The sequence below is a fragment of the Psychrobacillus sp. NPDC096426 genome (genome assembly GCF_044762745.1).
Classification (GTDB): Bacteria; Bacillota; Bacilli; order Bacillales_A; family Planococcaceae; genus Psychrobacillus.
In genome coordinates, this window is record NZ_JBIWEX010000024.1 from 26,062 (window position 1) to 41,916 (window position 15,855).

The 15,855-nt window shown below is 38.4% G+C and carries 14 protein-coding genes; 5 read left to right on the forward strand and 9 right to left on the reverse strand.

All coding sequences use genetic code 11. From position 1 onward, the window contains the following. Positions 1-30: 30 nt before the first annotated feature. The 3 genes from ACIQYS_RS17745 to ACIQYS_RS17755 all read right to left on the reverse strand — a co-directional run bounded on the left by ACIQYS_RS17745 (position 31) and on the right by ACIQYS_RS17755 (position 3,461). Positions 31-1,092: an ABC transporter ATP-binding protein gene (locus tag ACIQYS_RS17745; RefSeq protein ID WP_402982813.1), complete on the reverse strand. Its 1,062-nt coding sequence runs from the start codon at positions 1,090-1,092 to the stop codon at positions 31-33. Then, complete coding sequence (locus ACIQYS_RS17750; protein ID WP_402982815.1) at positions 1,092-2,072, reverse strand: ABC transporter ATP-binding protein; 981 nt, start codon at positions 2,070-2,072, stop codon at positions 1,092-1,094. The genes ACIQYS_RS17745 and ACIQYS_RS17750 overlap by 1 nt, the downstream gene beginning before the upstream one ends. A gap of 312 nt (positions 2,073-2,384) precedes the next feature. After that, positions 2,385-3,461 carry a M24 family metallopeptidase gene (locus ACIQYS_RS17755; RefSeq protein ID WP_402982818.1) on the reverse strand — a complete coding sequence of 359 codons (1,077 nt, stop codon included), beginning with the start codon at positions 3,459-3,461 and terminating at the stop codon, positions 2,385-2,387. A gap of 126 nt (positions 3,462-3,587) precedes the next feature. Between ACIQYS_RS17755 and ACIQYS_RS17760 the strand changes: the two genes are divergently transcribed. Then, on the forward strand, positions 3,588-4,697 hold the full coding sequence (locus tag ACIQYS_RS17760; RefSeq protein ID WP_402982820.1) for a M24 family metallopeptidase: 1,110 nt from the start codon (positions 3,588-3,590) through the stop codon (positions 4,695-4,697). 82 nt (positions 4,698-4,779) lie between these two features. Here the strand turns inward: ACIQYS_RS17760 and ACIQYS_RS17765 are convergent, their stop codons facing one another. From ACIQYS_RS17765 to ACIQYS_RS17790, 6 genes are all read right to left on the reverse strand, one after another. After that, on the reverse strand, positions 4,780-6,261 hold the full coding sequence (locus ACIQYS_RS17765) for an alanine/glycine:cation symporter family protein (protein ID WP_402982822.1): 1,482 nt from the start codon (positions 6,259-6,261) through the stop codon (positions 4,780-4,782). A gap of 149 nt (positions 6,262-6,410) precedes the next feature. Continuing rightward, entirely contained in the window at positions 6,411-7,901 is a 1,491-nt protein-coding gene (locus tag ACIQYS_RS17770) for an aldehyde dehydrogenase family protein (protein ID WP_402982824.1), read from the reverse strand. Between the two features lie 19 nt (positions 7,902-7,920). Beyond that, on the reverse strand, positions 7,921-8,814 hold the full coding sequence (gene dapA / locus ACIQYS_RS17775; protein ID WP_402982827.1) for a 4-hydroxy-tetrahydrodipicolinate synthase: 894 nt from the start codon (positions 8,812-8,814) through the stop codon (positions 7,921-7,923). A 41-nt stretch (positions 8,815-8,855) separates the two neighbouring features. After that, positions 8,856-9,773, reverse strand: coding sequence for a proline racemase family protein (locus ACIQYS_RS17780; RefSeq protein WP_402982830.1), 918 nt, complete (start codon positions 9,771-9,773; stop codon positions 8,856-8,858). Continuing rightward, on the reverse strand, positions 9,774-10,814 hold the full coding sequence (locus tag ACIQYS_RS17785) for a proline racemase family protein (RefSeq protein WP_402982832.1): 1,041 nt from the start codon (positions 10,812-10,814) through the stop codon (positions 9,774-9,776). It abuts the gene before it with no gap. Further along, positions 10,814-11,995, reverse strand: a complete 1,182-nt coding sequence (locus tag ACIQYS_RS17790) for an NAD(P)/FAD-dependent oxidoreductase (RefSeq protein ID WP_402982834.1) — start codon at positions 11,993-11,995, stop codon at positions 10,814-10,816. The genes ACIQYS_RS17785 and ACIQYS_RS17790 overlap by 1 nt, the downstream gene beginning before the upstream one ends. Before the next feature lie 160 nt (positions 11,996-12,155). Here ACIQYS_RS17790 and ACIQYS_RS17795 point away from each other — a divergent pair, with 160 nt between their 5' ends. From ACIQYS_RS17795 to ACIQYS_RS17810, 4 genes are all read left to right on the forward strand, one after another. Beyond that, positions 12,156-13,886 carry a sigma-54 interaction domain-containing protein gene (locus ACIQYS_RS17795; protein WP_402982836.1) on the forward strand — a complete coding sequence of 577 codons (1,731 nt, stop codon included), beginning with the start codon at positions 12,156-12,158 and terminating at the stop codon, positions 13,884-13,886. An 81-nt stretch (positions 13,887-13,967) separates the two neighbouring features. Next, the gene (locus ACIQYS_RS17800) at positions 13,968-14,234 is read left to right on the forward strand and encodes a (2Fe-2S)-binding protein (protein WP_402982839.1); all 267 of its coding nucleotides are present in this window, start codon (positions 13,968-13,970) and stop codon (positions 14,232-14,234) included. Then, positions 14,231-14,569, forward strand: coding sequence for a (2Fe-2S)-binding protein (locus tag ACIQYS_RS17805; protein WP_402982841.1), 339 nt, complete (start codon positions 14,231-14,233; stop codon positions 14,567-14,569). Before ACIQYS_RS17800 ends, ACIQYS_RS17805 begins: the two co-directional genes overlap by 4 nt. Continuing rightward, the gene (locus ACIQYS_RS17810; RefSeq protein WP_402982844.1) at positions 14,562-15,788 is read left to right on the forward strand and encodes an NAD(P)/FAD-dependent oxidoreductase; all 1,227 of its coding nucleotides are present in this window, start codon (positions 14,562-14,564) and stop codon (positions 15,786-15,788) included. The genes ACIQYS_RS17805 and ACIQYS_RS17810 overlap by 8 nt, the downstream gene beginning before the upstream one ends. Positions 15,789-15,855 lie beyond the last annotated feature (67 nt).

Here is a 15,855-nt window from a genome sequence, read left to right on the forward strand (position 1 = left end):
CCCCTTCCAAATAAGTTAACGAACAACCTATTACACTATTTGGGGATTATTATATAAATGGCAGGCGACCAATCGATTTGGCTGGACTTCTTTTAATTGTGGAACGATTGTTTCACAAGCTTTTATTTTTGCTGGACATCTTGTATGGAAAACACATCCTGTAGGTGGATTAGATGAACTTGGGATATCTCCCTTTAAGATAATCCTATCTCTGTTCACACTTCCATTTTGTCGAATAGTTGGTACCGCAGAAAGTAAAGCCTGCGTATAAGGATGAAGAGCTTCCGCATATAAATCATCCTTATCCGCTAATTCTACGAGTTTCCCTAAATACATCACTCCTACACGATCTGCAATATGCCTTACAACACTTAAATCATGTGAGATAAATATATACGTAAGATTAAATTGCGATTGTAAATCTTCTAATAGATTAATAATTTGCGCCTGAATAGATACGTCCAACGCAGAAACAGCTTCATCTGCAATGATTAACTCGGGATTTAAAACGATTGCTCTAGCGATTCCAATTCTTTGACGCTGTCCTCCTGAAAATTCATTTGGATAATGATTCATAGAAGATGAATGCAATCCTACTACGTCAAGTATTTCTTTTATTTTTTCATTTCGTTCTTTTAAATTAGCGTATAACCCATGTGCTTTTAATGGTTCATTCAAAAGATTCCCTAACGATTTCCTCGGATTCAATGAAGCATAGGGATCTTGAAAAATCATTTGAATTTTCTTGCGAATGAGTGGTCTTAATTCTCTTTCTGGCAATTTTGTAATATCTATACCGTCATACAGCACTTTTCCATCAGTTGGTTCATATAGTCTAATGAGTGCCCTGCCCATCGTAGACTTTCCGCAACCTGATTCCCCAACGATTCCTAGTGTTTCTCCTTTCCGTACACGAAAACTAATATCGTCAACTGCTTTTACATGACCGACTACTCGTTGAATTATTCCTGCTTTAATTGGAAAATGCATTTTTAAATTTTGTACTTCTAATAATGTTTCTTCTTTGATGACTTTGGTTACTTCTTCCGCGTTAAGAGGTGAAGCAACTTCTAATAAACTTGTTGAACCCATTATTCTCCCTCCACATCATCATATAAGAAGCAGCGAACAGATCTAGATCCGTCCATTTTTCTTAGAGTAGGTATTTCTTTTGTACAACGTTCAAATACTTTATTACATCTTTTTGCAAACTTACAGCCTTCGATGATGGTTCCAGGTGCAGGAACATTTCCTTTAATCGCTTGAAGCCTTTCTATTTCACCTTCAATTTTTGGAACAGAGTTAATGAGCCCGACTGTGTAGGGATGAAAGGGATTATCGAACAAATCATCGATGTTTGCAATCTCAACAATTTGCCCTGCATACATAACAATGACTCTGTCTGCTAGTTCAGAAACAACACCTAGATCGTGCGTTATCAAAAGAATCGATGTAGAAAACTTCATACTAATCTCTTTCATCAATTCTAATACTTGTGCCTGAATAGTAACGTCTAATGCAGTTGTCGGCTCATCGGCAATTAAAAGTTTTGGATTACAAGACATTGCCATCGCAATCATCACACGTTGCCTCATCCCACCAGATAATCGATGCGGATAACTTTTTAGCAATTTTCCAGGTTCGGAAAAACCTACTAACTCGAGCATTTCTATCGCTTTTCGTTCCGCTTCTCTTTTTGGCAATTTTAAATGATAAATAATAACACTCAATATTTGATCACCAATTGTAAGAACTGGATTTAAAGATGTCATCGGTTCTTGGAAAATCATTGCGATTTCTTTCCCGCGAACTTTATACATTTTCTTTTCGGGTAATTGTGCAAGATTAACGCCATCTAACAAAATCTCCCCTTCTACTACTTTCCCTTCTGGAGATGGAACAAGTCCCATAATAGAAAGAGACGTCATGCTTTTTCCGCATCCTGATTCTCCTACGAGGGCAACTATTTCACCTGCATTAATCTTGAAATCTATTCCATCGACTGCACGAACAATGCGTTTATTTTTCTTAAAGTATGTTTTGAGATTGTTTACTTCTAAAATAGTTGACATCATCATTCACCTCATTTTGATCTTTCTTTATGCACATTTCAGCATCAAAGTTTAATGCATATTAAAGCTATTGCAATATTTATGCCAAAGTCATTTTATTCACAAGGTCAAAATGCAGAATGTAGTATCACCCCTTATAGTTCCTTGTTCATTTTAACTACTCAACTAAAAAACGTCTAAATTGTTAGAATATTCTTTTAAGTGTCTATCTATTTTTACAGTTAAACCAATAGCTTTATTTTGATGGCTATTAATATAAAAAATAGGCTGCTGATACTCGAGTAAATATGAGTACCAATAGCCTATTTATGATCATAAAATAACTAATTCTTTCGCAGATGGCGACAATACTTCACAACTATCTTCCGTTATAAGGAGCATATCCTCAATTCTAGCACCCCCGATACCCTGCAAATAGATTCCTGGCTCTATCGTGACTACCATTCCAGGCAATAGAATATTTTCTGAATCTACAGAAAATAGCGGTTTCTCATGTACTTCAAGTCCAATTCCATGACCTGTTCCTGTGCCAGAGAATTCATTGAAACCAGTTTCGATTAGAATATCTCTCATGTACTTATCTACTTCCCGATCCGTTAAGCCTGCTTTTATATTGGTCGCACAGTTTGTGAATGATTGAAGAACGACCTGTTGGATTTCCTTCATTTTTTCACTCGGCTCTCCCATTGACACAACGCGGGAAATATCAGACCAATATCCATTATAATTAGCCCCAAAGTCAATCGTGATCATATCACCTTGTTCAATTATTTTGTCACTTGCCCGACCATGAGGCTGTGACGCCCTATTTCCAGACGCCACAATTGGACTAAATGTAGATGTGATTCCACCATTGTTTTTAATGAAGTTTTCTAGTTCTCCTGCAACTTCGAGCTCTGTAACTCCCGGACGTATGAAGTTCAATATGTGTACAAATGCATTATCCGTAATCTTAGAGGAAGTTCTAATCTTTTCGATTTCATCTAGTGATTTCACCATACGTATGTTTTCCACTACATCAAATGTTGGGATCAACTCGGAATCGATTAGTCCTTTTAGTTTGGAGTAGTTACCGAAATTCAAATGTTGTTGTTCAAATCCTAGACGTTTTATGTTCATTTGTTTGACTTGCTTAGCTACCTCATCGTAAATCTTATGCTTGTGACCCGTATGCTCTTTATGCAAAACAATGTCCAAGCTAGTTTGATTTCTCGCCTGTCCCAAATAGCGGTAATCAGTTATCAGTCTTGCATCATTATGGGTAACAAGTACAACTCCATTACTGCCTGTAAATCCCGATATGTATCGCCGGTTCCAGTCCCCGTTAATCATTAATCCATCGATATTCCATTCGTCCAATTGCTTTTGAAGTTTCTCAATTCTATTCATTTTTTCGCCCCCAATGTTGTATTTATAACTGCCTTTCAAGAAACAATGCAATACCCATGCCAACTCTAATTGCCAAAATGGCATCACTCTTGCATAATCAGTATTAACTACAAATAAAGGAGGTTTATGATATTGAGTAATATTTACGAAACAAGACGGGAGCATTTAAAGACTTATCTTGCTCAACAAAATATCGGTGCTGTCATGATTACTGCACCGGCAAATGTATACTACTATACAGGATTCAATTCAGACCCACACGAACGATTCATGTCTTTGATCATTAACGCTTCTACAGATGAGACATATTTGTTTGTTCCTGCTTTGGACAAAGAAGCTGCAGTACAAGAATCTGATATAACTACAATCATCTCGATCTCGGATGAGGAAGTACCATTTGAGGTTGTTAGTAAATCGTTTGGCAAACTATCGAAAACGGTTGGAATTGAAGCAAAGAACTTAAGCTACGATCGTTATATTAGCTTGCTAGCCCATTTCCCACATGTAGAAGTAGTCGATGTACAACCCTTCATCAACAAACAAAGAATGAAAAAGACCAAAGAGGAAATTGAAAAGTTATCAGAGGCTATAAGAATTATTGAAAAAGTTCTAGAAGAAGGTACTAAAAAAGTGAAAGTTGGTATGTCAGAATCTGAATTGACCGGGGAATTGGAGTTTCTTATGAGGAAGTTTGGTGCAGATGGTCCTTCCTTCTCAACTATTGTATTGACAGGCGAAAAGGCTGCATTACCACATGGTTCTCCTGGAGAACGAACTATCCAACAGGGGGATTATTTATTAATCGATTTTGGCGTGGTAAAAGATGGATATTGTTCCGATATTACAAGAACCTTTATCATTGGCGAAGCATCTGAAAAGCAAAAAGAAATCTATAATATCGTTTTGCAATCAAATGAAGCTGGAATTCAAGCAGTACAAGCAGGTGTCTCATTAAAGTCATTTGATATCGCAGCTAGAAATGTTATCCATCAAAATGGATATGGTGATTACTTCAATAACCGTGTTGGACATGGCTTAGGTATTGAAGTACATGAAGAACCTTCCATCCATCAAAACAATGAACAACTAGCAGAAGCCGGCCTAGTTTTCACAATTGAACCAGGTATTTATATCCCCAATGTCGGTGGTGTCCGTATTGAAGATATTGTCTACATTAACGAAGATGGTAATGCAGAAGTTTTAACTACTTTCCCAAAACAACTTCAAGTCCTTTAATTTTGACCTGGCAACTGTTTGGCGGCAACTAATTATTGTTACCGCTATACAGCTGCAAGGATTTTTTATTTCATTCTTTCAATCAGGAGGCTTTTCCATCTCTCTCTTCTTTAAACGAATCTAATTTCATCTCTTTGCATCTGTCTTCCCAGAAATCTGCACCCTTGATTCCTACCGTTAATGGATCAAACACCGGATCTTTTCCTGCCTTCATCTGTACATCAAAATCCTTCAATACCTTTATCGTAGGCTTTGTCAGAAGTAAAATTGCAACCATGTTGAGCCAAGCCATACTTCCAAAACCTAAATCTCCCAGAGCCCACATAAAAGCTGCTGATTTCACACTACCGATATATACCATTGCTAAAAAAACAATTTTCAAAGCCGTTTTCAACCACTGCGCTTTTAGTTTTCTATCTAAATACACAAGGGTTGTTTCGGCGATATAATAATAGGCCATAAGTGTAGTGAACGCAAAAAAGAAAATAGCGATGGCAACAAATAGTCCCCCATAACCTGGAAAAACAGTTTCTACTGCTTGTTGCGTATAAATGGGGCCTGGTTCAATATTTCCCATCGTTTTAACAATGGCTTGTTTTCCAATCGGTATCACATCATACATACCAGTCACAAGAATCATGAACGCTGTAGCAGTGCATACCACAATTGTATCGATATAGATTGAAAAAGCTTGAACTAATCCTTGTTTTGCAGGATGTGTAACCTCAGCAGCGGCAGAACTGTATGTTGCTTCACCAACTCCGGCAACGCTGGAAAAAATCGCTCTTCTGACTCCCCAAGCAATCGCTGAACCGAGAATTCCCCCGAATGCTTCATTCACACCGAATGCACTGGAGAAAATTAACGAAAACATTTTAGGAACTTCTGAAATATTTGCAAATAAAACAATGAATGTTACAACCACATAACCTAACGCCATAAAAGGAACCACTTTATCAGCGACACTAGCAATTCGCTTCACACCACCGAATATAATGATTCCAAGCAAAGCAACCATTAGTATTCCTGTAATATTCTTATTCAATCCAAGTACATTTTCAAACCCTACCGCAATACTATTTGCTTGAATTCCCGGTACTAAAATTCCATATGAAAGGGTAACTACAACGGCCATTATTACCGCGAACCATCTCATGTTCAACCCTTTTTCGATAAAGAAAGGGGTACCTCCTCGATATTCATTTCCAATTTTACTTTTGTATACTTGTGAAAGTGTCGACTCAATAAATGCGCTTGCTCCTCCTAATATTGCCATTACCCACATCCAGAAAACCGCTCCTGGACCTCCGAACGCAATTGCAGTGGCCACGCCAGCAATATTACCAATACCCACGCGACCTGCGAGGGCTAAACAAAAAGCCTGAAAAGATGATATTCCCGCCTCCGAGCTTTTTCCTTCAAATATCAATTTGATCATTTGCTTAAAATATCTTAATTGAACAAAACGTGTAACAATAGTGAAAAATAATCCTCCACCCAATACGAAGATGACTAACCCTATACTCCATACTTGATCCACTAACCAATTAACTATATCTTCCACTTATTTCCCCCCTAAATATAAGTTGTATGTTAAGAAACAGTCAGAGCTTGTAACCACTTTCAAAAGATAGAATAAACAGCCCTTTAAGAAAATGATCCCAGAATATTCATTCGGGATCATCTTCATCAAGTCAAATTAGTAATTTACAATTATTGTTTTATATTCACAAAGACACTTTTCACTTCTGTATAGTTGGCAAGTCCGTATTCTCCACCCATTTCGCGACCAATTCCGGATTGCTTGTACCCACCAAACGGCATTGTTTCCCATTCTAGACCGAAGTCATTGATCCAAACTGTTCCAGCTTTAAGTTTACTGGCAACATAATGACCTGTTTTAATATTTTCCGTCCATACACTAGCCGCTAAACCATAATCGCTATCGTTTGCACGTTTGATAACTTCTTCTACCGTATCAAAAACAAATACCGACATGACAGGACCAAAAATTTCTTCTCGTGCAATAACCATATCGTCTTTCACATCTGCAAATATCGTTGGTTGGACATAGTAGCCTTTTTCAAACACTTTTCCTCCACCTGCAACAAGTCGTGCGCCCTCTTTTTTCCCTTGCTCAATATAATGAAGGACTGTTTGTTGTTGTTTTGCAGAAACAAGTGGACCCATTTCCGTTCCTGAATCCATTCCAGGGCCCAGTCTCAAAGCGTTTACACGTTCTGCTAATGTATTTACGACATGATCATAATGCTTGCGGTGAACAAAAACCCTCGTACAAGCACTACAGTTTTGACCGTGGTTGTACATCGTACCGTTAAATGCACCTTCAATCGCCTCTTCAATGTTTGCATCTTCCAAAATAATGCTTGGCGACTTACCACCTAACTCTAGCGTAACTCCTTTAATCTGGTCTGCGGCCTTTTTCATAACCTCTTTTCCAACAGCTGTTGATCCAGTAAATGCAACTTTATCCACATCTTTATGTGTGATTATCGCGTCTCCTGCAATCCGACCAGTACCTGGAACAACGTTCACAACGCCGTCCGGGAACCCAGCTTCTTTAAATAATCTCGCCGCATATAGAAGTGAAAGCGGTGTTTCACTTGCAGGTTTGATAACTACCGTACAACCTACAGCGAGCGCTGAACCGAGCTTCCAAGCAGCCATTGCAAGTGGAAAGTTCCACGGAATAATTTGACCTATTACTCCTACTGGTTCATGAACGGTGTAGCTTAAATAATCCGGAGAGACCGGAATTGTTTGGCCTAATACTTTCGTTGCCCAGCCCGCATAGTATCTGAAGTGTTGAACAGTGCCATCAACATCGTCTGCTAACGCAACTGCATATGGTTTCCCGTTATCAAGTGATTCAAGTTGTGCTAGCTCCTCCCTATTCTCTGCTAGGAGTTCTGCAAACTTATAGATTAGTAGTGAGCGTTCTGCTGTCGCCAACTTTGTCCATTCACCTTCATCAAAAGCTTTCCGTGCAGCAGTGACCGCAACATCGACATCCTCTGCTTGTGCTTCACTTACTTTCGCAATCACTTCTTCCGTAGCAGGGTTAATAACATCAAACGTTTTTCCGCTAATTGTCGGTACGTATTCTCCGTTAATGTAAAGTCCTTTCACTCCTTCTAGGAACTCTTGAACTTTCGGTTTTAATTTATAGTCAATTGCTTCCATAATATATCACCTCTTTTTCTTAGTTTGTGACTGTTTCCAAGCTTTGTAGAAGTTCCTTCAATTTCGCTTCTTCCTCTTCATTGAGTGGAAGCCTTGGTTTGCGGCAAGGTCCGCCAGCTAACCCTTGCAGATCCATCGCTCTTTTTACAATTTGGACGTATTTACCAGAATCTTCTAAAAATTTACAAAGCGGTAGAACTTTGTCATAAAGTGCCCAAGCTTCGTCCATTTCCCCGTTTTGAACATGATTGTACATATCTGTTACAAGACGCGGTACAATGTTGCCCGACACAGAAATCCAGCCGGTCGCCCCAACAAGCAGTGATTCAAGCGCAAGGTCCTCAGAACCACTAAATACTCTTATAAATCCTTTGCCTTGTCTTGCAATATCACGAGTTTTTCCTATGCCTCCACTCGATTCTTTTACATGTGTAATATTGTCGACGTCACGCCCTACTTTCAAAATTGTTTCAGTGCTAATGTCGACACCTGACGTGAACGGGTTATTGTAAATCATAATCGGAAATTTCACCGATTCTGCAACACTTTTAAAATGTTCGTAGATTTCATTTTCTTTTGGATGCGCATAATACGAGTTAATAAGTAGCGCTGCGTCTGCTCCAGCTTTTTCTGCTTGTTGTGTATATTCAATCGCATCAGCTGTTGTTTCAGCAGCTGTTCCTATTACCAGTGGAATTCGGCCATTTACTTGTTTTACAGCAACTTCCACCGCTTTAAATCGCTCTTCTTTTGTTAGGCTAACGAATTCTCCTGTACTGCCGTTTATAGTGATTCCCGTTACGCCTTCATTGATGAAGTGTTCAATATTATTTTTAAATCCTTCCCAATCAATTTCCTTCTCGTTTATCATTGGTGTAATTAATACTGGGAATACCCCTTCAAGTTTTACCATTATAAATTCCTCCTATTTTTTAATTTAGTGTAAATTCTTCATTACACTAATAAAAAACCGTTCCTAAGTGGATCATCCTCGTCCAATATAAATTCATGTGTGCCTGTAACAAATGCCTCTGTTTCTATTGAAAATCGACGTTCACTTGCTGAAAGTACTTTTGCTTTCAATGAGCTCCCAAAAATACTTTCATTTTCGATTTCGCTAATGCTAACAGATCTGTCCAATAATGAAGCCAGGATTGCAATCGTACTATCGATTCCAGGTGATCGAAGTATATACCCATCTTTTTCAAATGTGACCGATTTAACTTTATTCGGAGACGTTTCTGATTCAACGACTATGACTCCTTCAAAATCAACGTTTTCTTTAGTCAGTTTCGTCGCACACGCCATTCCCCAATTATTCAATGAAGCTAGATGAACTAATTCGATATTCGGAATGGATTCCGGTAACGTAAAGAGCAAGTAGTTGCGTCCATTATCCACTCTTATAGAAAGGTAATCTGGAGTGAAATTGACTTCGGAACTTGCTTCACCTTCAAGGTAAACGGAAGCCACTTCCTGCTTGTTTACATTCGCTTTTACCGTGTAAATGCCGTTTTCGGTTTCGACTGTATAAATATCTTCCTTCTTCCTGTTCAAATTCCCAGTTTCAATTAATGCCGTTACTGTCGCAAGTAATCCTTCATACTTAAAATTTGTAACCGCTTCGTGATTGAAAAATAATAACCCAAAATCCGCTATACTAGATGAAGTAACTACACAACCATGCATGCCGCGATGGCCCCTCGGTTCATTCAACAACAAGTTTTTCTCGTTTTCAAAGTTGTTTTTCAACTTATCGTGGTTGGACATTATATCACTTCCTAGAAACGTAATGGGGGATTGGATAACGATTCTGAATGCTTCGCCGACTACATGCGTATCGATTGTGCTAAACAATTTTTCTAAGTTCACTTAGACACCCTCCTTCACTGGTTCATGTTGCATCGGAGGGATGAGTAAAAATCCTTCCCGAAGCGGATCTTTTTCATTGTAGAAAAACTTATGCATCCCCATTATCCAAGCGGAACCAGTCACCTCAGTAATTACTGCATCCAATTCTTTCACTTTCGTTTCCTCCAGTACCCTTGCCTTAAAAAGTGTACCAACAATACTTTCATGTACAAAAAGCTCATCTAAACCAATTTCATCCTTTTTATACATCGTCGCAAGCTTAGCAGAAGTACCTGTTCCGCATGGGGAACGATCAATTCCTCCTGGTGGCACTATAACTGTATTTTTTACATCCGCATTCGGATGCACGGGATCCGTAAAGAATTCAATATGCGTCAACCCGTTGATAAAAGGAAACTCTGGATGGACGACTCCTTCAGAAGCATTGATTGCGTTTCGTATGTCAATTGCCTTATTGATGATAGTTGTTGCATTTTGCTCTATTAAAGCTAGATTGTGTTTGCGTGCATCGATGATTCCATAAAAATTACCGCCATAGGCAATATCACATTCCACCTTTCCGATGCCTTCCACTTCAATGTCAATTGACTTCAACAGAAATGCAGGTACGTTGGCAAACGTCACTTCTTCGGCTTTTCCATCCGTTACCTTGATTTTCACATCGATAAGTCCTGCTGGTGTATCCACTTTAATATTTGTAAAAGGCTCCTGTACCTCTATTAATCCAGCTTCAACGAGTGCTGTACAAAAACCGATTGTATCGTGACCGCACATTGGTAAATAACCGCCTGTCTCAATGTATATAACACCTACATCGGCATCAGGGTGGCAAGGATCTGTCATTAAAGCTCCTGACATGACCCCATGTCCCCTCGGTTCATTCATAAGAAAGTTTCGAATCCAATCGTAATGCTCCTCCATATACAACATCTTCTCGGACATTGTATTTCCTTTCAGTGGAGGAAGTCCGCTGATCAAAGTCCTTGTCGGATTTCCGCCTGTATGTGTATCAATTGTTGTGAATATTCGTTGGAAATTCATCAGTTAGTCACCATCCCTTTAAAACGTCTCAATTGCAAAGGCTCAATTGGAATGCAGGTTTCTTTTTCATTTATCATTTCTTCCACCAGTTTTCCTGTTACCGCAGCTAAACTAATGCCGTCCCCTTCATGCCCTGCTGCAATATAAAATCCTGGGATATGTTCCACTTGTGAAATTATCGGCAAATGATCTTCTGTCCATGGTCGCAATCCTGCATATGTTCTAATAATAGTCATATCCGCAATTTTGGGATAAAAACGAACCGCGCGCTTCGCAATATACTTTGTCACTTCATGATCAACTCGTGTGTCAAAACCAGCAAATTGCCTACTACTTCCGATTAAAAAATTTTGGCTTTCCGTCGGCTCAAACACAAGTGCAACACCGTATTTCTCTGTGAAAGGATCTACGGTTCTTTCTCCTCCAAATTTCGAAATAAGGTAGCCGAACTCCATCACTTTTCGTAATCCGACCGGTTGTTGTCGCGAAGCAACAATAAGCTGACCTTTTCTCGGGATAATTGGAATGTCCAAATCTAACATTTCACCAATCTTTGGAGCCCATACTCCACTTGCGTTCACGACTTTATTAGCCGAAAACTTACCTTTGTCCGTTTCGATCATAAATTGACCGGAACCGTTAGTTGTAACATTTTTTACTTCCGTATTTGTATGAATATTAGCCCCCTGCTTTTCCGCACTATAAAACATTGAATACGTTAGCATATAAGGATTTACAGTAGAGTCCGTTTTACATTCTAGACCACCATATAAATCATCCGCGAAGTATTTGGATTCATTTCGAAGATCATCACGATCCAACATTTTAAAATCCAATCCTGCATCTTGCTGGCTACTTACCCATTTTTTTGCCGCTTCCATTTCGGCATCGTTCTCACAAACTAAAATGCTTCCAGGGTTGCGGTATTCAAAAGGTATTTCAAGTTCCTTACTTAAAGAATGGACAAGTTGTTGGCTTTTCAAGGACATTTGACTGTCAAAACCAGGATCTTTATCAATCGCAAGTATGTTTCCATCACACTTGGAGGATGTCCCACTTGCGAGTTCATTTTTTTCAAGAATCGTAATATCTAGACCTGCCTTAGAGCCATAGTAGGCAATTGCCGCCCCAATAATGCCTCCACCGATAACGACAACATCCCTATGTTGAACATTTCCCACATCATTCCACCTCCCATTTAATGATTCATAATTACTTAATGCAAGTACTGTGCCAAACAAAAAACATCAACATTCTATTACTTCTATTGAACTTTCAATCTTCTCGTGTAAAATAAATTATACAATTCAAAATAATTTGACAGTAAAGGTGGCTAATTAAATGAGTTACGGACAATTTCTACTAAAGAAATTGATAGATAAAAATTTTGTGAAAATAAATTCAATAGAGAATCAGTCCATTTTAGTCAAACGAATAGAAAAAGAAGCACCCAAAAAAGTATTTATCTCAAATGATGAAGAACCATATTGTGTTCAAATTTCTGAATCCACAAAGGAAATAATATATATTCCTTGCAAAACTATCTCCTTAAACAGCGCCATGGAAGCAGTGCTTGCTTCACTAGCGGAATACGACTTTGTAATTGTCGTAAATGATAATAATGATTATGTAGGGTTTCTTACTTATGATGTGTTTTCTAAACACCTTTTGAATGAATACGATCGCACACAGGCCTACTTACACACAATTTTGAATACAATTGATGAATCATGTACCGTTATTGATCACGATACAAACGTCCTTTATTGGACAAAAGGAGCTGAAAAAATCTTCTCTTTCAAAGAAAAAGAAATTATCGGAAATCCAATAACTAATTTTTTTGATGAGGGTCAACTAGAGATATTAAACACATTAAAAAAAGGAACTTCCGTTTATCATAGTCAACATCACGCTAGAAAGGATTTAGTCGTTATGATCAATTCAAATCCTGTTTATTTAAATGAGGAAATTATTGGGGCAGTGGTGTCAGAAACAGATATAACAAGCCAAATTAGATTAAATAATGAGCTCTATATGACATCCGAAAAGTTGTTTCACTTAGAAGAAGAAGTAAGGAAATCGCTACCTGCTATTAACCCTTTTTCTTATATAAAAGGAAATAGTCCAGCCTTAAAACAGGTTATCGAAATTGCGAAAAAAACGGCTTCGACAAATGCTGCTGTCCTAATATATGGAGAAAGTGGTGTCGGTAAAGAACTGTTTGCAAAGGCAATTCACCATTTACGTGAATCGGAAAACGCACCTTTTGTTGCAATTAACTGTGGGGCAATCCCAAACGGGCTGTTTGAAAGTGAAATCTTCGGATACGAAAAAGGAGCTTTTTCCGGCGCAGATCAAAAAGGGAAAAAAGGGAAAGTAGAACTTGCTAAAAATGGCACACTATTCTTGGACGAAATCGGCGAAATGCCCTTGGAAATGCAGGTGAAAATTTTGCGGCTTTTACAAGAAAAAAAGTTTTATCCAGTTGGGGGAACAAAAGAATTAGAGGTTGACTTTAGGGTGGTCGCAGCGACAAACCGTGATTTAAAAGAACTTATTAGAGAAGGAAAGTTCAGGGAAGATCTTTATTACCGCTTAAATGTAGTCAACTTCCGAGTCCCCCCACTTAGGGAACGCTTAGAAGATATTATTGAATTGACCCATTACTTCTTATATGAAATTTCCGTCAAATACAATCGACCGATTCATGGTATATCACAAGCTGTCATGCAGTCTTTGCTTCAATATTTATGGCCAGGCAATATTCGCGAATTGAGGAATATCATCGAACGTTTAGTTGTATTTTCCGAAAACGGTGAAATTAAAATCGATGATCTACCTATTGAAATGGAAAGAATTACAACATCGATAAATATGGATAGTGACAGCATTCCATATCATTCCTTTACGAATGAGGGCAAGTCCTTAAATGATCAACTACAAGAATATGAAAAAGAAATTATTCTTCGAGAACTGAATAATGTAAATGGGAACAAGCTGCTTTGCGCCAAAAATTTAGAAGTTACTAGAGCAACCCTTTATAACCGCATGAACAAATTAGGTATTAAATAATACATGCAACATTTTGGCTTCATTCTTGCATAGTTATTAATATGTAAACTAAAAATGCTAAGTATGAGGTGATTTTAATCGATGGAAAAAGAAATGATTATTTGTAGGTGTGAAGAAGTAACTTACGGTAAATTAGTAGAAACCGCAAATACGTATAACTGTAATTCTCGGGAACTGAAGCTTCGAACGCGGGCTGGTATGGGCTATTGTGGGGGGAGAACCTGTCGCAATATGGTTGATAGCATTGCCCATTCCTCCTCCGAAAGAATTAGTACGGAGATTACGCTAAAATATCAACCACCAATTAGACCTATAAGTTTCGGTGATTTAGGAGCTGTGGAGAGATGACAAGAAGAATTATTAATCATCCAGTATTGGATAAAATAGACGAAACGAATGTTATTTCTTTTACTTTTAATAACACTGTATTACAGGGTTTGAAAAACGAATCATTAGCTGCTGCTCTGTTAGCTAATGGCATCCGCACATTACGAGTTCATGAAGAAAGCGGGACACCACGTGGTATTTATTGTAACATTGGTCATTGTTTTGAATGTCGTGTAACTGTCGATGGACAACAAGGGGTAAGAGCTTGTCTAACCCCTTTAAAAGAAGGCATGAATGTTTCAAGTGGCGAAACCTTCCTAACATCAGTAAGAGATTGGAGGTCGGAGAATGAGTAAAGTCATTATTATAGGCGCAGGTCCTGCAGGATTATCTGCTGCTATTACCATTGCAGAAAATGGATTGGATGTTTTAGTTCTCGATGAATATATGATTGCTGGTGGTAGGTTACTAGGGCAATTGTATGAAGAACCTAACGGAAATTGGTGGAATGGTATAAAGGAATCCCAAAAGTTATATGAAAGGGCCGTTGAACTCGGTGTCAAAATCTATCTAAATACACCGGTTTCCAATATCGAGAAAATGGATGAAACATGGGTCATTTATACAAACACCGAAACATATACTACTTCCCATTTATTGCTCGCAACTGGGGCAGCCGAAGCCCCACTACCTATCCCAGGATGGACACTTCCTGGCGTCATGTCTGTTGGAGCTGCGCAAGTTATGACAAATGTGCATCGAGTTAAACCCGGAGAAAATGGTGTAATTATAGGCATTAACGTCCTTTCATCCGCAATAGCGATGGAACTCAAACTTGCCGGTATTGGAGTCGAATGTATTGCTTTACCTAAAATGAACAAAATAACTAAAGAATCAGGAAATCCCATGAATGTCATGAATTCATTATTACATGTTTCTCATATGGCCCCTTCTGCGTTTGTTAAACTCGGAAGTAAACTGATGAAGAATGAGTTCATGAAAAAGATGGGTATCTCTTTTTTTCCGAAGAGTGGCGTGAAAATGTGGGATATTCCAATCATGCTTCGTAAAGCAGTAATTGAAATATATGGAGATGGTCAAGTAGAAGGGGTGAAAGTTGCCACCATTAGTCCTTCTGGAGAAATCATTGCAGGTACTGAAGAGAAAATTGGAGCTGATTTTGTCTGTATTGCAGGTGGATTATATCCTCTGGCAGAATTGGCTGCTGTAGCTGGATGTCCTTTTTATCATATTGAGGAATTAGGTGGCTATGTACCTCTTCATAATGACCGTATGGAAACCGCACTAGATGGTCTGTATGTTGCAGGTAACATTACGGGAATCGAAGGTGCCAAAGTAGCAATCCGTCAAGGAATTACAGCAGGTTTATCGATTGTTCATAATAGTGGGGTACCTAATAAAGAAGGATTAATCCAAGCTTCTATTGAACATATCGGACAAACCCGAAAAGATGCTTATATCCAGTTCCATCCTTCTGTAAATGAAGGAAAACGAAAACTACGACAGTATTGGGAAAATCATTTAAATTCTAAAGAGATGGAAATACTGAACTAAATGAATATCGATATTAGAAATTCCGGCTACCTTCAAAGTCTAACTAGGCTTTGAAGGTAGTCATTTC